The sequence below is a fragment of the Burkholderia sp. LMU1-1-1.1 genome, assembly GCF_040675865.1.
Classification (GTDB): Bacteria; Pseudomonadota; Gammaproteobacteria; order Burkholderiales; family Burkholderiaceae_D; genus Rugamonas.
Genome location: NZ_JBEGHG010000056.1, coordinates 186,891 through 206,783, shown reverse-complemented (window position 1 = coordinate 206,783; position 19,893 = coordinate 186,891). Strand labels below are relative to the sequence as shown.

Annotated in this window: 15 protein-coding genes; 3 read left to right on the top strand and 12 right to left on the bottom strand. The window is 64.3% G+C overall.

Annotated elements, in window-relative coordinates; all coding sequences use genetic code 11:
* Positions 1 to 63: 63 nt before the first annotated feature.
* The 5 genes from MRBLMU1_RS26470 to MRBLMU1_RS26450 form a co-directional block, all read right to left on the bottom strand.
* Positions 64 to 1,617 carry a tryptophan halogenase family protein gene (locus MRBLMU1_RS26470; RefSeq protein ID WP_363508106.1) on the bottom strand — a complete coding sequence of 518 codons (1,554 nt, stop codon included), beginning with the start codon at positions 1,615 to 1,617 and terminating at the stop codon, positions 64 to 66.
* 372 nt (positions 1,618 to 1,989) lie between these two features.
* Positions 1,990 to 3,435: a sulfatase family protein gene (locus tag MRBLMU1_RS26465; protein WP_363508103.1), complete on the bottom strand. Its 1,446-nt coding sequence runs from the start codon at positions 3,433 to 3,435 to the stop codon at positions 1,990 to 1,992.
* 12 nt (positions 3,436 to 3,447) lie between these two features.
* Entirely contained in the window at positions 3,448 to 5,760 is a 2,313-nt protein-coding gene (locus MRBLMU1_RS26460; protein WP_363508101.1) for a TonB-dependent receptor, read from the bottom strand.
* Between the two features lie 269 nt (positions 5,761 to 6,029).
* Complete coding sequence (locus tag MRBLMU1_RS26455; protein WP_008447011.1) at positions 6,030 to 6,368, bottom strand: P-II family nitrogen regulator; 339 nt, start codon at positions 6,366 to 6,368, stop codon at positions 6,030 to 6,032.
* A gap of 154 nt (positions 6,369 to 6,522) precedes the next feature.
* A complete protein-coding gene (locus tag MRBLMU1_RS26450; RefSeq protein ID WP_363508097.1) occupies positions 6,523 to 8,577 on the bottom strand; it encodes an NAD(+) synthase in 2,055 nt (684 codons plus the stop codon).
* Positions 8,578 to 8,700: 123 nt separating this feature from the next.
* On the opposite strand from MRBLMU1_RS26450, the gene MRBLMU1_RS26445 reads away from it, so the two are divergent.
* Positions 8,701 to 9,834: a GNAT family N-acetyltransferase gene (locus MRBLMU1_RS26445; RefSeq protein ID WP_363508094.1), complete on the top strand. Its 1,134-nt coding sequence runs from the start codon at positions 8,701 to 8,703 to the stop codon at positions 9,832 to 9,834.
* Positions 9,835 to 9,960: 126 nt separating this feature from the next.
* On the opposite strand, the gene MRBLMU1_RS26440 is transcribed toward MRBLMU1_RS26445, so the two are convergent.
* Positions 9,961 to 10,446, bottom strand: a complete 486-nt coding sequence (locus MRBLMU1_RS26440) for a Dps family protein (RefSeq protein ID WP_315218278.1) — start codon at positions 10,444 to 10,446, stop codon at positions 9,961 to 9,963.
* 314 nt (positions 10,447 to 10,760) lie between these two features.
* Here MRBLMU1_RS26440 and MRBLMU1_RS26435 point away from each other — a divergent pair, with 314 nt between their 5' ends.
* Entirely contained in the window at positions 10,761 to 11,357 is a 597-nt protein-coding gene (locus MRBLMU1_RS26435) for a Crp/Fnr family transcriptional regulator (RefSeq protein WP_363508091.1), read from the top strand.
* Between the two features lie 106 nt (positions 11,358 to 11,463).
* Here the strand turns inward: MRBLMU1_RS26435 and ppa are convergent, their stop codons facing one another.
* The 6 genes from ppa to hemC form a co-directional block, all read right to left on the bottom strand.
* Positions 11,464 to 12,009 carry an inorganic diphosphatase gene (gene ppa / locus MRBLMU1_RS26430; protein WP_363508088.1) on the bottom strand — a complete coding sequence of 182 codons (546 nt, stop codon included), beginning with the start codon at positions 12,007 to 12,009 and terminating at the stop codon, positions 11,464 to 11,466.
* 94 nt (positions 12,010 to 12,103) lie between these two features.
* Positions 12,104 to 12,475 carry a translational machinery protein gene (locus MRBLMU1_RS26425; RefSeq protein ID WP_315218274.1) on the bottom strand — a complete coding sequence of 124 codons (372 nt, stop codon included), beginning with the start codon at positions 12,473 to 12,475 and terminating at the stop codon, positions 12,104 to 12,106.
* A gap of 190 nt (positions 12,476 to 12,665) precedes the next feature.
* Positions 12,666 to 13,862, bottom strand: a complete 1,197-nt coding sequence (locus tag MRBLMU1_RS26420) for a heme biosynthesis protein HemY (RefSeq protein ID WP_363508085.1) — start codon at positions 13,860 to 13,862, stop codon at positions 12,666 to 12,668.
* Between the two features lie 2 nt (positions 13,863 to 13,864).
* Positions 13,865 to 15,022 (bottom strand): uroporphyrinogen-III C-methyltransferase, encoded by a 1,158-nt coding sequence (locus tag MRBLMU1_RS26415; protein WP_363508082.1) that lies wholly within the window; start codon positions 15,020 to 15,022, stop codon positions 13,865 to 13,867.
* On the bottom strand, positions 15,019 to 15,819 hold the full coding sequence (locus MRBLMU1_RS26410; RefSeq protein ID WP_363508079.1) for a uroporphyrinogen-III synthase: 801 nt from the start codon (positions 15,817 to 15,819) through the stop codon (positions 15,019 to 15,021). Before MRBLMU1_RS26410 ends, MRBLMU1_RS26415 begins: the two co-directional genes overlap by 4 nt.
* Positions 15,820 to 15,826: 7 nt before the next feature.
* Positions 15,827 to 16,843, bottom strand: a complete 1,017-nt coding sequence (gene hemC / locus MRBLMU1_RS26405; RefSeq protein ID WP_363508708.1) for a hydroxymethylbilane synthase — start codon at positions 16,841 to 16,843, stop codon at positions 15,827 to 15,829.
* 163 nt (positions 16,844 to 17,006) lie between these two features.
* Between hemC and ppc the strand changes: the two genes are divergently transcribed.
* The gene (gene ppc / locus MRBLMU1_RS26400; RefSeq protein ID WP_363508076.1) at positions 17,007 to 19,877 is read left to right on the top strand and encodes a phosphoenolpyruvate carboxylase; all 2,871 of its coding nucleotides are present in this window, start codon (positions 17,007 to 17,009) and stop codon (positions 19,875 to 19,877) included.
* The last annotated feature ends 16 nt before the right edge of the window (positions 19,878 to 19,893 follow it).

The following is a 19,893-nucleotide window of genomic DNA, read 5'->3' as shown; positions in this document are numbered from 1 at the left end:
CTCTTTATAAGTGCTCTCTGAAAAGTTTATGCCTCCCTAAGTTTGGTGATGAAATAACACATGTCAGGCGGCCGCCAGCGATGAAACGCCCGCCGCCGCCTGGCCCGCGACATAGGCGCCGTGATCCGGCAACCGCGCCACCGCCCGCGCGATCAGGTCGCGCAGTTCGGCGAAATGGCCGTGCACGGCGCGGATGTCGACGCGGTCGGCCAGCGGGTCGTAACGCTTCGGCACCACGCCCAGGCCCATCATCATCGCCACGAACGAGGGCTCGGCGAAGCCGCCGCGATCGACGATCGCCACGCGCCCGGTCTCGCGGAACAGCTCGATCTGGTGGCGCAGCGCGTCCGGGACCGCCATGTTGGCGCAGTAGCGCCAGAATTCCGAATCGTCGCGCCTGGTCAGCTTGTAGTGCAGGACGATGAAGTCGCGCACCGATTCGTAACGCATGCCCATGACGCGGTTGAATTCGTCGGCCAGCGCCGGACTGCAATCGCGGTCCGGGAACAGTTCGAGCAGCTTGCGCACCGCGATCTCGATCAGGTTGATGCTGGTCGATTCGAGCGGCTCGACGAAGCCAGCCGACAGGCCGATCGCGACCACGTTCTTGACCCAGGACTTGCGCCGCCGACCAGTGACGAAGCGCAGCTGGCGCGGCTCGTCGAGGGCGGCGCCGTCGAGGCCCTCGAGCAGGACGCTACGCGCCCGCTCGTCGCTGGTGAAGCCGTTGCTGTAGACGTGGCCGTTGCCGGTACGGTGCTGCAGCGGGATGCGCCAGAGCCAGCCGGCTTCCTTGGCGGTGGAACGGGTGTAGGGCGTCAGTTGCGGAACCGAGGCGCACGGCACGGCCTGCGCGCTGTTGCAGGGCAGATAGGCGCTCCAGTCCTCGTAACCCGCCTTCAGCGCGCCCTCGATCAACAGGCCGCGGAAACCCGAGCAGTCGATGAACAGGTCGCCTTCGACGCGGCGGCCGTCGCGCAGCTTGACGGCGGTGACGAAGCCGCTCTCCGGATGCTGCTCGACATCGACGATCATGCCTTCGATGCGGCGGGCGCCGCGCGCCACGGCGTAATCGCGCAGATACCCGGCGTACAGGCTGGCATCGAAATGGAAACCGTACGAATAGGCGTCGGTCAGGCCGGGCGTTTCCCCGCTCGGCGGGATGAACTTGCCGTGGCGCGCCATGACCGAGGGCATCGACCAATTCTCCATGTCCGGCATGTTGGCAAACGCCTGCGCCAGACGCAGCCAGTGATGGTGCGCGTCGACGCCGGCCAGCGCCGGGCCGAAATCGCCAAAGGCGTGGAAAAAGCGGTTACCGACGTGGCCCCAGTCCTTGAATTCGATGCCCAGCTTGAAGCTGGCCTGGGTCTTGCTGATGAAATCGGCAAAGTCCAGGCCCAGTGCCTCGTTGTAGATGCGGATCGTCGGCAGGGTCGCCTCGCCGACGCCGATGGTGCCGATCTCGGGCGATTCCACCAGGATCACTTCGCAGGGCTGGGTGGGGTGCCGCGCCAGGCGCTGGGCTAGCGGGGCGGCCGCCATCCAGCCGGCGGTGCCCCCGCCTACGATGACGATCCTGCGGATCGCGCCGCCATGCGTGTCATTGTTGTCCATCTCGCCTCCGGTCATTGTTTTTGCGCGTATGCCTGGGATTTGTTCAAAATGGACTAACTATGACAACGTTTTCATTTTGGGACGAAACAGCGGCGGCTAATGTATATGCCCCGCAATCAAGGGCGAGTTGGACCACGGCCCTGGCACTGGCCGTCTTCTGTGGCGTTCTCAATTTGTTTGTCTCCCGCATTGTTTTTTTATAACCCGCAATTGCTGCTTGTCCATCACAAATTAACATTAATGCGAGCGACGAACAAATAATTCTGTCGTAAATGTCGCTGTTTAACCGCAAAAGCTAAACAACACCCCACAAAAGAAAATCCCCGCCAAGGCGGGGATGAGTGAATTTTAGTCGGCAAAACCAACTGAATATCAGTCGGTAATTCGCCCTCCCGGCGGAACGCCATAGCGATCGGCCTGCACATTCCCACTAACGCCGTGGGTGCGCACATCGGCTGTAATCGGCAACATTTCCTTGTCCCACGCCTCCCATTGCGCCTTCAATCGCGCGAACACCTCGGGATGGCGCTTGGCCAGGTTGGCGCGCTCGCGCTGGTCCTTGACGACGTCAAACAAAAACTCGTTGCCGCCGATTTTCAGATACTTCCAGTCGCCCGAGCGGATGGCGCGCTGGGCGTTGGCCTTGTAGCGCCACAGCACCGTGCGCTCGCGCGGCTTGGCCTGGCCCAGCAAGGTCGGCAGCAAATTCTGGCCGTCCGGCGGATAGGCCGGATCGGGCGCGCCGCCGGCCGCCGCGAGCAAGGTCGGCAGCCAGTCCATGCTGACGGCGACCTGGTCGGTCACCTGCCCCGCCGCGATCTTGCCGGGCCAGCGCACGATGGCCGGCACGCGGATGCCGCCCTCGAGCAGCTCGGTCTTTTGCCCGGACAGCGGCCAGTTCTTGGAGAACCGTTCGCCGCCGTTGTCGCTGGTGAAGATGACGATGGTGTTCTCGGCCAGGCCCTTGTCCTCCAGCGCCTTGAGCACACGGCCGATCGACGCGTCCAGCGATTCGACCATGCGGCCGTAGGTGGCCAGATCGCCGCCGTCGTAGTGGAAGATGTTGTCGATGTCGCGCGAGATCGCCTCGTCGCCAGGACCTTCCCACGGCCAGTGGGGCGCCGTGTAATGCAGCGACAGCAGGAATGGCTTGCCCTCCTTTTGCCTATTGACGAAGTCGACCGCGCGCGCGCCCAGCAGATCGGTGTAATAGCCGATCTGGTGCACCGGCACCTCGTCCTCGTACAGGTCCTCCTTGACGTTCGGGCCGACGCCCGGCTTGTGCGTGAAGTAGTCGATGGCGCCGCCGTAGTTGCCGAAGAAGCTGTCGTAGCCGCTTTTGATTGGACCGAAGTTCGGCAGGGAGCCCAAGTGCCACTTGCCGATCAACGCGGTGCCGTAGCCGTTTTTCCGCAGCAGCGACGGCAGGGTCGGATGCGTGCGCGGCAGGCCGATGGTGTCGGAGGCGCCGGCGATCGGTTCCTCCAGGCCGCCGCGCAGGCGGTACTGGTAGCGGCCGGTGATCAACGCGAAACGCGTGGCCGAGCACACCGCCGAGTTGGCGTAGGCCTGGGTGAAGCGCAGGCCCTGCGCGGCGAGGCGGTCGAGGTGCGGCGTCTTGATGTCGGTCTGGCCGTAGGCGCCCAGGTCGGCGTGGCCGAGGTCGTCGGCCAGGATGAAAATGATATTCGGCTGCTGTTTGCTTGCGGCCAAAGCGCCCGGCACATAGCCGGCCAGCGCCAGCGCCGGCAAGGTTTTCAGGATGCGGCGGCGGGTGCTATCGGCCTGCTTGATGGTGGTGTTGGTTTTGTCGGTCATTGCTGGTCTCCATTAAAAATCCGCGCGGGCGGTCAGGCCGATCTGGCGCGGCGTGCCGATCACGGTGTTGTAGGCGTTGGGGCTGGTGTTCCACATGCTGGTGTAGTACTGCTTGTCGAACACGTTCTTGGCCCACACGGACACGTCCCAGCGGGTTGAGCCGTTCATCAGTTTAATCCCCGCCGACAAGTTGGTCAGGCTGTAGGCGGGAATGCGCGAATACTCGGACGCGTCGAGGGTGCCGTAGGTGCCGCCGCGATAGGCGTAGTTGACGTTGCCGTAGGCTTCGATATTGGCGGCCAGCGCGTGCGCGTATTGCGCGCTGAGGTTGCCGATCCAGCGCGGCGCGTTGACCAGCGCCGCCCGGCCCGACAGATCGCATGAAGGGCCGGGGCGCTCGGCCGGGCACGGGGCGTTCTTGTACTCCGTGTACTTGACGTCGTTGAACGAACCGTTGGCGCCCAGGGTGAGGCCGCGCACGACGACCAGGCTGGTGTCGAGCTCCAGGCCACGGCTGCGCACGTCGCCGGCGTTGGTCAGGTAGGACGTGGCGCTGACGGGGTCGTAGGCGTTGTTCTGGTAGCCGTGCACCTCGTTCCAGAAAAGGCTGGCGTTGACCTGCGCGCGGCGTCCCAGCAGATTGCTCTTGATGCCCAGTTCCAGGTTGTTGGCCTTCTCGTTGTCGACCTTGAGCGAGGACACGCCGGCCGCACCCGGCACCGACAGGTTGATGCCGCCGGACTTTTCGCCGTGCGACACGCTGGCAAAAGCCAGCACGTCGGTGTCGAGCTTGTAGGCCAGGGTCAGCAACGCGGACGGGCTCAGGTTGTTCAAGCGGACCTCGCCGGAGTTGAAGGCGCCGTAGCGGGCATTGCGCGAAGCCAGCGCCGCGCCGGTGACCGGGGCGCCGACCGGCACGTCGCGCGTGACGCGGGCCAGCTTGTCCTCGTAGGTGGCGCGCAGGCCGGCGGTCAGGTCCCATTTCGGATCGATATGCCAGATCGACTGTCCGAACAAGGCGTAGCTGTTGACCCGCAGATGGCCGTAGCCGTAGCTGCTGACGTTGCTCCACGCGCCCGCCGGCGTGGCGTTGAAGCGGTCGGCCAGCGGACCGTTGACGGTGAAGCTGGTGTTGTCCAGATTCTGATAATAGTAGTACGCGCCGTACACCGATTCGACGTCGCGGCCCAGCGGCGTCGCCAGCCGGAATTCCTGCGTGAACTGGCGGTGGCGGGTGGAGGCGCCGACGTTGAGCACCACCGGCACGTCGAGGCCGTCTTCATTGTGGGGCGTGAAGTCCCAGAAGCGGTAGGCGCTGATCGAGGTGAACTTGTAGCGGCTGTCGAGCTTCCAGTTGACCTCGCCCGAGACGCCGCCCTGGTGCACGTCCACGTGCGAGCCGGTGTCGAGGTTGACCTGCCGCAGCGTCGGATCGGTGACCGGATGCGCGCCGACGGCGGCGGCTTGCGTCAGGAAGCGGCCGCTCGGGCCGGCGCTGTAGAAGATCAGGGTGCCGTTGTTGGAATCCTCGACGTTGTAGTCGGCGATCAGGCGCGCGCTGAGCTGGTTGTTCGGCTCCAGCAGCAGTTGCGCGCGCACGCCCTGGCGGTCGCCGCCCTGGACCTTGTCGCCGTTATGGATGTTGGTGATGTAGCCGTCCTCGTGCGTCTTGTACAGCGAGATGCGGCCGGCGGCCGTGTCCGAAAACGCGCCCGAGATCACGGCCTTGCCTTGCGCATAGCCCTGCTCGCCGATGGACAGCTGCGCGCTGTTCTCGGAGCGGAAGGTCGGCTGTTTGCTGGTGATGTTGAGCACACCGGCGGTGGTGTTCTTGCCGAACAAGGTGCCCTGCGGGCCGCGCAGCAGTTCCAGTTGCTGGATGTCCAAGGTATCGAAAGCGGCCATGCCGGGACGGGCCAGATAGACGTTATCGAGGTAGACGCCGACGCTGCCTTCCAGGCCGTCGCTGGCCGGGTTGTTACCGAGGCCGCGCACGGCAAAGCTCATCTGGCGCGCGTGGACGTAGTTGACAGTGGTGCTCGGCAATAGCTGCTGCAAATCCTGCACGCGGTAAACGCGGTTGTTTTCGAGGCTGTTCGCGTCCAGCACGCTCATGGTCGTGGGCACGCTCTGCGAGGTCTCGTTGCGGCGGCGGGTGGAAACGGTCACGCGGGCGACCACCTCCTGCGAGGCGTCGGGAGCAGCGGCGACGGCGGCTGTGATGGTTGCGTTGGCCTGTTCCGGGTCGGCGTTCACATCGGAGGCCTCGGCGGCGGCCGCAGTCAGCAGCGACAACGCCAGGGCGAAAGGGATGTTCGTATTCATTGCGCAGCATCTTGATAAGTGGAAAGTTTGGCTATATTACTAATCCACGTAGATAAGCCAAACTAATATAACCAAACAACGATATACAGAAAATGCAACTCCGGGGTCAGGTCCACCATTTCTACACGAACGGGGCCGTACAGGGCCAAGGGATGTGCTCGTGTAGAAATGGTGGACCTGACCCCGGGTTGGTTTTGGATGGGCGCTCAAGCCTGCGGGCAAAAAAAATGCCGGCTAGGCCGGCATTGGAATGTGTTGCGTGGAGAAGCTTACACCGCGTCCGCGCCAGTCTCGCCGGTACGGATGCGGATGACCTGCTCGACGTTCTGCACGAAGATCTTGCCATCGCCGATCTTGCCGGTGCGGGCGGCTTTGATGATGGCGTCGACCACTTGCTCGGCCACGCCGTCATCGACGACCACTTCCACTTTCACCTTCGGCAGGAAGTCGACGACGTATTCCGCGCCGCGATACAGTTCGGTATGGCCCTTCTGGCGGCCGAAACCCTTGACTTCGGTGACCGTCAGGCCAGTGACATTGACTTCAGCCAGTGCTTCACGCACCTCGTCCAATTTGAACGGCTTAATCACAGCGGTAATCTGTTTCATGACTTCTCCTTATGGGCAATCTAAATTCAACAATCTGTAGCCGGCGATCCGCAAGCGATTAAGTATATTGTAATCGACAACTCCCGACTGTCCACTCCCGACTGAAAAACCGGCCGAAAACACGCCGTTTTACCCATTTTTACCTGATTTTTCTCTACTCTTGCACCGGAATGGAGCGTAATTCCTCCATCCAGACCACGCTCTGCGCGTCGCTAGGCGCGCGCCAGTCGCCCCTTGGCGACAGCGAACCGCCGGTGCCGACCTTGGGCGCGTTCGGCACGCAGCTGCGCTTGAACTGGCTGGTGCGGAAGAAACGGTCTAGGAAGATGCCCAGGTTTTTCTTGATCGCCGCCAGATCGTACTGGTTGCGCGTGACGTGGTCGCCATCCGGCCAGCGCCCCTGCTCCCGGTCCTTCCAGGCGTTGAGCGACAGGAACGCCACCTTCGACGGCCGGAAGCCGAAGCGCAGCACGTAGTACAGATTGAAATCCTGCAGCTCGTACGGGCCGATCGTGCTTTCGGTGCGCTGCTCGGGCTGGCCTTCGGCGGTGCCCGGCACCAGTTCCGGACTGATTTCGGTGGCCAGGATGTTCAGCAGCACCTGCGCGTCGTTGCGCCCGATGACACCGGATTCGGCCACCCAGCGCACCAGGTGCGAGATCAGGGTCTTCGGCACGCTGGCGTTGACATTGTAGTGCGACATGTGGTCGCCGACGCCATAGGTGCACCAGCCCAGCGCCAGCTCGCTCAGGTCGCCGGTGCCGACGACGATCGCGTGATGGTGGTTGGCCAGGCGGAACAAGTGGTTGGTGCGCTCGCCGGCCTGCACGTTCTCGAACGTGATGTCGTACTGCGCCTGCCCCTCCGAATACGGGTGGTTCAGGTCCTTGAGCATCTGGATGCAGCTTGGGCGGATATCGATTTCCTGCGCCGAGCAGCCGACCAGCTTCATCAGCGCGTGCGCCTGCGTCAGCGTGCGTTCGCTGGTGGCGAAGCCGGGCATCGTGTATGCCAGGATATTGGTGCGCGGCAGCTTGAGCTTGTCCATCACGCGCGCGCACACCAGCAGCGCGTGCGTCGAATCGAGTCCGCCGGAGACGCCGATGACCACTTTCTTGATGTTGCTCGACGTCAGGCGCTGCGCCAGCGCCTGCACCTGGATGTTGTAGACTTCGTTGCAGCGCTCGTCGCGGCGGCGCGCGTCGGCCGGCACATACGGGAAACGCTCGACGCAGCGCTTGAGCGCCAGCGGTTCCTCGCGCCCGATCTCGAGCTCGAAGAACACGGTGCGGAATTTATTGACCTCGGCGGCGTGGCGCTGCACCGATTGCGCGAACGTGTTCATGCGCATGCGCTCGCGCGACAGGCGCTCCAGGTCGATGTCGGCGAAGGTCAGACTCGGCTCGTCGGTGAAACGCTTGGACTCGGCCAGCATGTCGCCGTTTTCGCAGATGACGCCCTGCCCGTCCCAGGCCAGGTCGGTGGTCGATTCGCCGCCGCCGGCCGAGGTGTACAGGTAGGCGGCGATGCAGCGCGCCGATTGCTGCGACACCAACTGGTTGCGGTAGCCGGCCTTGCCGACCAGCGCGTTCGACGCCGACAGGTTGACCAGCACCGTGGCGCCGGCCAGCGCCGCGAACGACGACGGCGGGATCGGCACCCAGACGTCCTCGCAGATCTCGACGTGGAATTTCAACAGCGGCATGTCGGCCACCTCGAACAGCAATCCCGAACCGAATTGCACGCGCTCGCCCAGCAGGTCGATTTCGGTGGCGACCGCGTAGTCGCCGCTGCTGAACTGGCGCGCGTCGTAGAACTCGCCGTAATTCGGCAGATAGCTCTTCGGCGCCACGCCCTGGATCTGGCCGTTGGCGATGACCACCGCGCAGTTGTACAACTGGTGCTCGACCCGCAGCGGCGCGCCGACCACCAGCGCCATTTTCCACTGCGCCGACGCGGCGACGATCGTATCCAGCGCCTCGAGGCAACCGTCGAGCAAGGCACGCTGATGGAACAGGTCGTCGCAGGTATAGGCCGACAGGCCCAGCTCGGGAAACGCGACCAGCGCCGCGCCCTGCGCCGCCGCCTCCGCTGCCAGCGCGATCGTCTGCCCGGCGTTGTAGGCGGGATCGGCGATGCGGCACACCGGCGCCGCGATGGCGACCCGGGCGAAATCATGCGTGTACAAATTAAGGAAATTCGAGCTCATGTAAAGTCTTTCGCGTGCGCAACCAAACAAAAGCCAATTATCGCACGGCCATGGACGCGCCGCCGGCAACGGATCAGCGCCAGATAGGCTAGACTGGCGCCAATATCAGAGCTGGAGCAAAGCGTGTCAGAAGCAGAGTTTTCGATCATCGACTCGTTGGAAAACGTCGACCCGGCGCAGTGGCAAGCCATCGCCGGCGACAACCCGACCCTGGCCTACGCCTTCCTGCACGCGCTGCACGAGACCCGCTGCGCCTCGACCCAAACCGGCTGGACGCCGCGCTATCTGGTGATGCACCGCGACGGCGCGCTGGCGGCGGCGATGCCGCTGTATCTGAAGGATCACAGCCGTGGCGAGTACGTGTTCGACCACGCGTGGGCCGACGCCTTCCACCGCAACGGCCTGCCCTACTATCCGAAGCTGCTGTCGGCGGTGCCGTTCACGCCGGTGACCGGCGGCCGGCTTTTGGCGCTGACGCAAGAAGATCGACAGTTGCTGGCCCGCGCGGCGCTGCAGGTGGCCCGGCAGCTGGACACGTCGTCGCTGCACATCCTGTTCCCCGACGAGCGGGACCGGCAAGCGCTGGAGGCGGCGGGCTTCATGCTGCGCGAAGGGGTGCAGTTCCATTGGGAGAATCCGGGTTGTGCCGACTTCGACGCCTTCCTGGCCAGTTTTAAAATGGAAAAACGCAAGAAGATCCGCCAGGACCGCCGCCGCGTGCACGACGCCGGCATCACCTTCGAGCATCTGGCGGGCCGCGACATCACGCCCGAGGTGCTGCGTTTTTTCTATAGCTGCTATGTGTCGACCTACCACGCGCACTTTTCCAAGCCTTATCTGACCTTGAAGTTTTTCGAGCGTCTGCTGGACGAGGTGCCGGACAGTCTGATGATCGTGCTGGCCAGGCGCGGCGAGCAGCCGATGGCGGTAGCGTTGAATCTGGTGGGCGGCGGCATCATGTACGGCCGCTACTGGGGGACGCAGGAATTCGTCTCCGGCCTGCATTTCGAGACGTGTTACGTGCAATCGATTGAATACTGCATCAAGCACGGCATCGCGCGCTTCGAGGGTGGCGCGCAGGGCGAGCACAAGATGTCTCGCGGCCTGGTGCCGACGCCGACGTGGTCGGCGCATTGGATCGCGGACGAACGCTTCGCCGACGCGATCGCGGATTTCCTGGCGCAGGAGACGGCGGCCATGAACCAATACATCGACGAGCTGGGGGAGCACGTGCCCTTCAAGCCCACGGCAGGGTGATTGTCGTTGAAACACGTAGGGGGGATTAGCGCAGCGTAATCGGCCATGCATGCGCCGCGTTGACGCATGCATGGCCGATTACGGCGTTCCGCCTAATCCGCCCTACGTGGAACAGGTGTGCGCGTATTACTCTTCCAGCAAACTGCGCAGCATCCACGCGGTTTTTTCGTGCGTATCCAGGCGCTGGGCCAGCAGGTCGGCGGTCGGCTGATCGTCCGCGCCCTCGACCAGCGGCAGCAGCTTGCGCGCGGTGCGCGCGGTCGCTTCCTGCGCCTTGACCAGGTGCTGAACCATTTCCATCGCCTTCGGCACGCCTTCGACTTCCTTGATGGTCGCCAGCTTGACGAACTCGGTGTACGTGCCCGGTGCCGGATAGCCCAGCGCGCGGATACGTTCGGCGATCAGGTCCAGCGCGGTCCACTGCTCGGTGTACTGCGCCATGAACATCTGATGCAGGCTGTTGAACATCGGACCTTTGACGTTCCAATGGAAGTTATGGGTCATCAGGTACAGGGTGTAGCTGTCCGCCAGCAGGCCTGACAGGCCGGCGGCAATGTTCGCGCGACTTTCGTCGGAAAGGCCGATATCGATCTTGGAGGCTTTTGCGTCCATGTGTAACTCCTTCTATTAGCTTGGACCTTTATTGTAATCGTATACAGGCCTGCCCGTGGAAACGTAGCAATCGGCAAACCATCCGGCGACCAGTCCGGAACGCACAAAACGGTTCCGCGGAATACCGACATTTCATCCCCGGGTTAAAATCAGGTTGATACAATTTTGTCCCGCTAGATGAAACCAGTTTGCTTCACAGCATTTTCAATCGAGCCTATACTCTATGCCCCGTTGTATGGTTTTATGAGGAATGTGGCACACACAGCATGAATGCAGATTTTATAAAACAACGGAACCGCTTCAAGTCCGCCACGATGAAGCGTATCAATGTCAGTGAAGAGTCTTATACCAACGTGACGAACCTGCTGGCGACGATCGCCGAGCCGTTCCACGCGCGTAAAGGCGAGTTTCTGCAGCATGCCGGCGTGCCGGCCACGCAGGTGCACTGGCTCGCCAGCGGCGTCGCGCGCAGCGGCTTCTTCAATCGTGACGGTGTCGAGATGACCTTGCGGTTTTTCCGCGAGGGCGAATCCGCCACCACGCTGACCGATCTGATCACCGGCGAGACCGGCCAGCCGGCCGTGCAGTTCCTGGTGGCCGAGACGACCATCCACGGATTCACGCTGGACTGGGCGCAATCGTGCGCGCTGCGCGCCCAGCACGAAGTGTTGCAACACTATCACCTTCAGGCCGCGATGCATGGTTTGCAAAGCCTGGCGCAGCGCGCCTACAACAGCGGCGAGACGTCGGCGCAAGAGCGCCTGGCCGCGTTCCGGGAGGAATATCCGGGGCTGGAGGCGCGCATCTCGCAACGCGCGATCGCCTCGTACCTGGGCATCACGCCGCAATACATGTCGCGCCTGCGCCGCGAGGCCGAGGCCGAGGCCGCCGAGGGCGCCGCGCGCGAGTAAGCAAGCCCTCGCCAAATAAAAAAGCCCCATGTGCGCTTGCCGGGACCGAGGTCCCCGCAAAGCCACATGGGGCTTTTTGCCGGCCAGTGGTTCAGCCGGCGGCGTATCAGGCTTTGGCTGCCGCTTCCTTGTTGTACGAAGCGACGCCGTTCAGGATTTCCTGCTTGGCTTCTTCCGGACCGTACCAGCCATCGATCTTGACCCATTTGCCTTTTTCCAGATCTTTGTAGTGCTCGAAGAAGTGCTGGATCTGGCGCAGGCGCAGTTCGTTCAGGTCTTCCGGCTTCTGCCAGTGGCTGTAGATCGACAGTACCTTGTCGACCGGCACGGCCAGCACTTTGGCGTCTTCACCGGATTCGTCGGTCATTTTGAGCACGCCGATAGGACGGCAGCGCACCACCACGCCCGGGATCAGCGGGAACGGGGTGATCACCAGCACGTCGACCGGGTCGCCGTCGTCGGACAGGGTGTTCGGCACGTAGCCGTAGTTGCATGGGTAGTGCATCGCGGTGCCCATGAAGCGATCGACGAAGATCGCGCCCGAATCCTTGTCGACTTCATACTTGATCGGATCGGCGTTCATCGGGATTTCGATGATCACGTTGAAGTCGTTTGGCAAATCGCGGCCGGAAGGCACTTTATTCAAGCTCATGGGGTTCCTCGTTGTTGTGCTGACAAATGTTTAACTGCGTAATTATAACGAAGTCCAGAGCGCTTGTGCATTGCAGCACTACCGTGCGGAAATTTTAATGGGTCAGATCGGACTTGACGAAATACTTGCGCGCATAGGTCAACAACTCGCTGTCGTTCGGATGATCGACTGTTTCCACGCTGACGACCTTGTCGGCGGTGTCGGCATGGCGCTTGGTCATGTGGCGCATCAGCGCGAGCTTTTCCTGGCCTGGGCCGACCACCAGGATTTGCTTGGCTTCGGTAAGGGCGGCGATGACCTCGTCCATATAAGTGGTGTCTTCCTCGGCGCGGTTGTTGCTCACGACGCCGGCCTTCTGGTGCTGCGACGTGGTCTTGATCACTTCGGTCTCGGCGTCGTCGCGGGTGAAATGGATAACGTGGGCTTCGGTCTGGTCGAGCCAGACGACTGCGTGTTGAAACGACATGGGGTTTTTCCTTGAGGTGGGGGGATGCTGCGGAGGGCCGACGGGACGAGAGGTCTATCATCGGCCAGTGCAACGATCCTGCTCTCTTATGCCGCCGCGATCTGTACGCAACCGTACCCAGCTCCAATGAAAAAGGCCGGCTCCACATTGAAGCCGGCCTTTCGCCATCCGCCCGCGATGACCGGCAATATTAAAGTATGGTCGCCAGCGCGCACTGGCGGAAATGGTTGGCCGCTTCTTCGGGCTGCTGCAACGCCTCGTGCATCTGCGCCAGCTTCAGGTGCGATTCGCGCACCATGCGCGGATCGGACGCGTCCGACAGCGCCTGCTCCAGATAGCGCTGCGCCTTGCCCCACAGTTTCTGCTTCAGGCACAGCGATCCGAGCGTCAGGGCCAGCTCGGCGTCCGTCGGCCGCGTGTGCAGCCATTTTTCGCACGCCTCGATCTGCGCCAGCAACGCCGCCGAGCCGGCCGGCGCCGCCGCTTCGCGGTAGGCGCGGATCACGCGGTCGTCCCAGTCGGCGGCCAGCGATTCCTCGGCCACCATGCGCGCCTCGTCGTGCAGGCCGCGCGCGTTGAAGGCGGTGGCCGCCAGACAGGCGACATACGGCTTGACCCGGTCGCTGTTCGGCACCGTCGCCCAGACCCGCTGCAGCGACTCGGCGTCGTTGGTGTGGTCCGACAGCATGTCGGCATAGGCCAGCTCGCGCAGCCGCGCCGACAGCGCCGGATGCAGCGCGCGGTGCTTGTCGAGCGAACGCACCAGGCGCAGCACCTCGGGCCAGTTCTTGGCCTGCTGCTGGGCCTTCAAAGACCATTGCAGCGCGTGGATGTGGCGCGTGCCGCTGGCGTTGAGCTCGCGCACGGCGTCGAGCGCGGCCTCCGGCTGATGGTCGTCGACCAGCAATTCGGTCATCGTCATCAGGCGCGCCGTCTTCATGACGTTGTCGTCGTTGAGCTTGGCCAGCCACTGGTCGCGGCGCGCGCCCTGGCGCATGCGGTGCGCGGCGCGGGCGCCGATCAGCGCGGCGACGCCGGCGTTCTCCGGCAGTTCGGAGGCACGCATGGCGGCTTTTTCGGCGTGGCCGAAGCGGCCTTCGAACAAGGCCTTCAGCGCCTCGCGCAATCCTTTGTTGCCGTCGCGCTCGCGCTTTTGCTGGCGGTAGGCCGCCACCTTGGCCGGCATCTTGAGGGTGGCGCGCAAGGCGCGGATCACCGCGTACAGGAACACGAACAGCGCCGCCGCCAGCACGCAGAAGAAGTTGAGCGACATGTCGATCCGGTGCGGCGGATAGAACAGCACCACGTTGCCCGGATTGAAACGCGCCGTCACGGCGATGCCGATGGCGGCGGCCATCAATGCGACTAACCAGAGAAATAATCGCATGGCTATTGCTTCGCTTTGTAGTTGCGCACGGCGTTCAGGCTGTCCGACAGGGTCGGCATCTCGATCGCCAGATTGCTGGTCTGCACCTGGCGCAGCAGCGCCTGCACGGTCTGGGTGTTTTTGGCGCGGGTGTCGAAGTACTTGACCAGCGCTTCCTGGGCGGCGATCAGGTCGGCGCGGAACGCCGCCTCATTGCGCGACAGCAGCGCCATACGGGCGTTCAGCAGGCGCAATTTGAGGTTCTCGCGCAGGAAGTAGGCCTGCGTCGGCGACAACATCAGCGCGTCCGGCGTTTCCACGCTGCGCACGCGGATCAGTTGGCGCACGTCGGTCCACATTTCCGTGCTCCAGCCGGTCCAGGTGTTTTGCAGCGCCAGCAGCCATGGGTTCGGCTCGCTCACCGGAACTTGTGGCACCGGCTTGCCGTTCTTGTCCAGCACCGGTTTGACCTTGACTTTCTTCTGCGGCGCGGCCGGCAAGGTCGGCTTCTCGTCCGACAGCATCGGCAAGGTGTCGATCTGCGCGATGACGTTGTCCAGGCGCAGCGCGACGCCGACCGAGTCGACGCTCGGCAGGGCTTTCAGCTTCTCGGTGTCCTTGGCGATGGCGCGGCGGATCGTGATGAATTGCGGCTTGTCCGAGCGCGACAGGCTGCGGTCGGCGTTTTGCAGCGCGATCAGCGCGCCCGGCACGTTGCCGGCCAGTTGCAGCTGCTGGCTGGCGGTCGACAAGACCTGTTCGATCTCGGTCAGCGCCCACTCGTCGCGGTTCTTCGACAGATCCTGGTACAGCTGCTCGAGCGCCAGTTGCTGGCTTTGCGCTTCCAATTGTTTGCTTTCCAACAAGCCAACCTTGATCTGCAGTTCGCGGCTGGTTTCCTGCACGGCGCGCGCCAGGGTGCCGGTTTCGGCGTTGGTGGAGTCGCCCTTTTGCAGGCGCAGCGCCATTTCCTGGCGCAGCTTGCCCATCTTGTTATGGGTCGACCAGGTCTGGGCGGCCAGCAACACGGCCAGCACCACCACCCCGCCCAGCAGGATGCGCGGCTGCTGCAGCGTGTCGAGCAGTCGGGGCTCGGACGGCGATTTGAGCGGCGCGGACGGGGACTCGGCGGAGGAGGCGGTCTGGGCGACGGGGTCGGGTAATGTAGGCAAATCGTTCATAGACGTGATTGTAACGCGGCCAGCAGGCGTTCGTCGCCTGATCCGGTGAGCGTCAGACGGGAAAAGCCCAAATCGCTTGCAGTTTCGGCAATTCGGGCGTGCGGTACGATCAAATGCTGTTGTTGCATCGACACAACACTCGACGGCGTGCCGCCGGAACTTTTTGTATCGAGTTCGGCCAGCAGGCCGCACAGGCCGCGCAGCGCCTCCGAACTGGTGATGATCCAGTCGTTTTGTTGCGCGAGCAAGCGGCGCAAGGTGCTTTCCAGCGCCGGCGTCAGCCGCGGCACGGAACGACGGTAGGCCGCCACCACCTCGACCCGGGCGCCGGCCGCGCGCAGGCCGTCGGCCATCAGTTCGCGCCCGCTCTCGCCGCGCACGATCAGCACCGGCCGGTCCTTGAGCGCGGCCAGGTCCAGCGTTTGCAACAAATGTTCGGAATCGCTGGGGCCGTTGTCGGCCGGGCTGACGATGTCGAACCTGTCCGGCGTGACGCCGTGGGCGGCCAGTGCCAGCCGGCTGCCCTCGCCTACCACGGCGGCGGTCACGCCGGCCGGCCACTGTTGAATATGGGCGAAGGCGGCGTCGATGGCGTTGGGCGACACGAACGCCACCATCGCATAGGCCGGCACGGGAGCGCACAGCCGTGCCAGCGCGGCCCGCAACGCCGATTGATCCGGCAGCGGCGCGATCTCCAGCAGCGGCAACACCTCGACCTCCCGGCCCAACGCGGCCACGCGGGCCGCCAGCGGCCGCGCTTGCGCCAGGGGACGGGTGATGACGACGGCGCCGGTCATCCGCTGGTCAAACGGGCTGGGCGCCGGTTGAGCCGTCGGCGTTCAGTTCGCGCGAACGCGCCTCCTCCTCGGCCTGGGCGGCGTCGCTCAGGCAGGCGGCCAGGATGCCGGCCGCGTCCTGCGCGCGCAGCAGTTCGGACACTTGCAGGCCCAGCGCCTCGGGATCGGCGGCCGGGCCGCGCACCTCGGCGCTGGCGACGCGGCTGCCGTCCGGCGTGCCCACCATGGCGCGCAGATGCATCTGGCCGTCTTCCACGGTGGCGTAGGCCGCCAGCGGAATCTGGCAGCTGCCGCCGAACACCCGCGACACCTTGCGCTCGGCCCTGACGGCCTGCTCGGTGGCCAGGTCGTTGAGCGGCGCCAGCAAGGTTTTCAGGTCCAGTCCATCGTCGCGCTCGGCGATCTCGATCGCCATCGCGCCCTGCCCTGCGGCCGGCAGGCTGTCCTCCGGCGCCAGCACGGCGCGGATGCGCTGCGGCAGTCCCAGGCGTTTGAGGCCGGCGGCGGCCAGGATGATGGCGCTGTAGTCGCCGCGATCGAGCTTGGCCAGCCGGGTGTCGAGGTTGCCGCGCAGCGGTTTGATGACCAGGTGCGGATAACGCGCCGCGATCAGCGCCTGGCGGCGCAGGCTGCTGGTGCCGACGATGGCGCCCGGCGGCAGCTCGGCCAGGGTGGCGTAGTCGTTGGAGACGAAGGCGTCGCGCGGGTCTTCGCGCTGCATCACGGCCGCCAGCGCGAAGCCCTCGGGCAGCTCCATCGGCACGTCCTTGAGCGAATGGACGGCCAGATCGGCGCGGCCCTCGGCCATCGCCACTTCCAGTTCCTTCACGAACAGGCCCTTGCCGCCGACCTTGGACAAGGTGCGATCCAGAATTTGATCGCCTTTCGTCGTCATTCCGACAATTTTGACATCGCACTGCGGATATAATAATGTCAAGCGTTCACGGACGTGCTCGGCCTGCCACATGGCCAGGCGGCTCTCCCGCGATGCGATCACCAATCTGGACGGGGGAGTTTGGACCACTTCGGATGTTTTCAAAACCAGTTCTTTCGCTGTAGCTGACGCTCACCGGCGCTGGCCAGTAAATCGCGCATGTTTAAGATCACAAATTTTATCATGCTCACCTTCATGCAGAACCGGGCTACCAGCCTTTGCACCGACATTTCACATCTTTGCGGCTTATCACATGGCAAAACAATCTAGTGCAATCGACGACAACATCGCTGAACAACCAGGCGCGGCCACCGAAGTAGACAAGGACGCGCCCCTTAAGGAAGATATCCGCCTGCTCGGCCGCCTGCTGGGCGACGTGCTGCGCGACCAGGAGGGCGAGGAAGTGTTCGCCGTGGTCGAAACCATCCGTCAAACGGCCGTGCGCTTCCGCCGCGAGGCCGACGCCGGCGCCGCCAAGGAACTGGACGGCATGCTCAAGATCCTCACCCGCGAACAGACCATCTCGGTCGTGCGTGCGTTCTCGTACTTCTCGCACCTGGCCAACATCGCCGAGGACCAGCACCACATCCGCCGCCGCCGCGCCCACCTGCTGGCCGGCTCGAACGCCCAGAAAGGCAGCGTCAGCTTCGCGCTGTGCAAGCTCAAGGAAGCCGGCGTCAGCGAGCAGACCGTCGGCGAGTTCTTCGACCAGGCCCTGATCGCTCCGGTGCTGACGGCCCACCCGACCGAAGTGCAGCGCAAATCCATCCTCGACGCCGAACACGACATCGCCCGCCTGCTGGCCGAGCGCGACCTGCCGCTGACGCCGAAGGAAAAGTCCGCCAACATGCACCTGCTGCGCGCGCGCATCGCCACGCTCTGGCAGACCCGCATGCTGCGCTACACCAAGCTGACCGTGGCCGACGAGATCGAGAACGCGCTGTCGTACTACCGCACCACCTTCCTGCGCGAACTGCCGGGGTTGTACGACGACATCGAGAGCGACATCGCGCACCACTATGGCAGCGCGCCCACCGACGACCGCGAGCCGGCCATCAAACCGATCAACGCCCCCTATGTGCAAATGGGCAGCTGGATCGGCGGCGACCGCGACGGCAACCCGAACGTCAACGGCGGCACCATGCAGCACGCGCTGGTGCGCCAGGCCACCACCATCCTCGACTTCTATCTGGAAGAGGCGCACACCCTGGGCGCCGAATTGTCGATCTCGACCCTGATGATCGGCTGCACCCCCGCCCTGCAGGCGCTGGCCGACCAGTCGCCGGACACCTCCGACCACCGCGCCGACGAGCCGTACCGCCGCGCCCTGATCGGCATCTACGCCCGCCTGGCCAGCACCGCCCGCGCGCTGGGCGCGACCAACATCCTGCGCAAGGAAGTCGGCCACGCCGAGCCGTACGCCAGCGCCGCCGAGTTCTCGGCCGACCTGCACACGCTGGTCGAGTCGCTCACCGCCAACCACGGCGAAGTGCTGGTGCGCCCGCGCCTGTCGACGTTGAAGCGCGCGGCCGACATCTTCGGCTTCCACCTGGCGTCGCTGGACATGCGCCAGTCGTCCGACATCCACGAGCGCGTGCTGGCCGAGCTGTTCGCCAAGGCCGGCGGCGAGCCCGCCTACGCCTCGCTCGACGAGGACGCCAAGGTGGCGCTGCTGCTGAGCGAGCTGTCGCAACCGCGCCTGCTGTACTCGCCGTATATCGCCTACTCCGACGAGACCGATTCCGAGCTGGGCGTGCTGCGCGCGGCGCGCCAGATCCGCGACCGCTACGGCGCCCGCGCGATCCGCAACTACATCATCTCGCACACGGAAACCGTGTCCGACCTGCTGGAAGTGATGCTGCTGCAAAAGGAAATGGGCCTGCTGCGCATCGCCGCCGGCGAGGCCGAAGCGGAACTGGACCTGATGGTCATCCCGCTGTTCGAAACCATCCCCGACCTGCAACGCGCCGCCGGCATCATGGAAGCGGTGATGGCGCTGCCGCTGGTCAAGGGCCTGATCGCCAAGCAGGGCCAGATCCAGGAGGTCATGCTCGGTTACTCGGACTCCAACAAGGACGGCGGCTTCCTGACCTCGACCTGGGAACTGTACAAGGCCGAAACCCACCTGGTGACGGTGTTCGAAAAAGCCGGCGTCAAGCTGCGCCTGTTCCACGGCCGTGGCGGCACGGTCGGCCGTGGCGGCGGTCCGAGCTACGAGGCCATCCTGGCCCAGCCGCACGGCACCGTCAACGGCCAGATCCGCCTGACCGAACAGGGCGAGATCATCGCCTCCAAGTTCTCCAACAAGGACATCGGCCGCCGCAACCTCGAGCTGCTGGTCGCCGCGACCCTGGAAGCGAGCCTGATGCCGCAGTCGGAAGACAGCGCGCACCTGGCCCGGCTGCGCGAGTTCGAGACGGTGATGGCCGAGATCTCCGACCGCGCCTACAAGGCCTACCGCAACCTGGTCTACGAGACCCCGGGCTTCACCGACTACTTCTTCAGCGCCACGCCGATCGCAGAGATCGCCGAACTGAACCTCGGTTCGCGTCCGGCCTCGCGCAAGTCGACCAAGCGCATCGAGGACTTGCGGGCGATTCCATGGGGCTTCTCGTGGGGCCAGTGCCGCCTGCTGCTGCCGGGCTGGTACGGCTTCGGCAGCGCCATCGGCGCCTGGGTGGCCGACGGCGACAAACAGCAACGCCTGGACCAGTTGCGGTCGATGTCCAGGGAGTGGCCGTTCTTCGCCACCCTGCTGTCGAACATGGACATGGTGCTGGCCAAGACCGACCTGGCGATCGCCTCGCGCTACGCCGAGCTGGTGCAGGACAAGGAACTGCGCGAGCGCATCTTCAAGCGCATCACCGAGGAGCACGCCAATACCTTGGCGATCCTGCAGGACATCACCGGCGCCTCGGAGCGTTTGACGGCCAACCCGCTGCTGGCGCGCTCGATCCAGAACCGCATCGCCTACCTCGATCCGCTGAACCACTTGCAGGTCGAGCTGATCAAGCGCCACCGCGCGCTGACGGTCGACCCGGCCAAGGCCACGGACGAGCGGGTCCACCGCGGCATCCACCTGTCGATCAACGGCGTCGCGGCCGGCTTGCGCAACACCGGCTAAGCCGCCCCGCCGTCGA

Bases quoted from the DNA above. Each gene is read 5' to 3' on its own strand.
- MRBLMU1_RS26460 (WP_363508101.1), bottom strand. From the start codon at position 5,760: ATGAATACGAACATCCCTTTCGCCCTGGCGTTGTCGCTGCTGACTGCG.
- MRBLMU1_RS26440 (WP_315218278.1), bottom strand. From the start codon at position 10,446: ATGGACGCAAAAGCCTCCAAGATCGATATCGGCCTTTCCGACGAAAGT.
- MRBLMU1_RS26425 (WP_315218274.1), bottom strand. From the start codon at position 12,475: ATGTCGTTTCAACACGCAGTCGTCTGGCTCGACCAGACCGAAGCCCAC.
- MRBLMU1_RS26420 (WP_363508085.1), bottom strand. From the start codon at position 13,862: ATGCGATTATTTCTCTGGTTAGTCGCATTGATGGCCGCCGCCATCGGC.
- MRBLMU1_RS26465 (WP_363508103.1), bottom strand. From the start codon at position 3,435: ATGACCGACAAAACCAACACCACCATCAAGCAGGCCGATAGCACCCGC.
- MRBLMU1_RS26455 (WP_008447011.1), bottom strand. From the start codon at position 6,368: ATGAAACAGATTACCGCTGTGATTAAGCCGTTCAAATTGGACGAGGTG.
- ppa (WP_363508088.1), bottom strand. From the start codon at position 12,009: ATGAGCTTGAATAAAGTGCCTTCCGGCCGCGATTTGCCAAACGACTTC.
- MRBLMU1_RS26435 (WP_363508091.1), top strand. From the start codon at position 10,761: ATGAAGCGTATCAATGTCAGTGAAGAGTCTTATACCAACGTGACGAAC.
- ppc (WP_363508076.1), top strand. From the start codon at position 17,007: ATGGCAAAACAATCTAGTGCAATCGACGACAACATCGCTGAACAACCA.
- MRBLMU1_RS26450 (WP_363508097.1), bottom strand. From the start codon at position 8,577: ATGAGCTCGAATTTCCTTAATTTGTACACGCATGATTTCGCCCGGGTC.
- MRBLMU1_RS26470 (WP_363508106.1), bottom strand. From the start codon at position 1,617: ATGGACAACAATGACACGCATGGCGGCGCGATCCGCAGGATCGTCATC.
- MRBLMU1_RS26410 (WP_363508079.1), bottom strand. From the start codon at position 15,819: ATGACCGGCGCCGTCGTCATCACCCGTCCCCTGGCGCAAGCGCGGCCG.
- MRBLMU1_RS26415 (WP_363508082.1), bottom strand. From the start codon at position 15,022: ATGAACGATTTGCCTACATTACCCGACCCCGTCGCCCAGACCGCCTCC.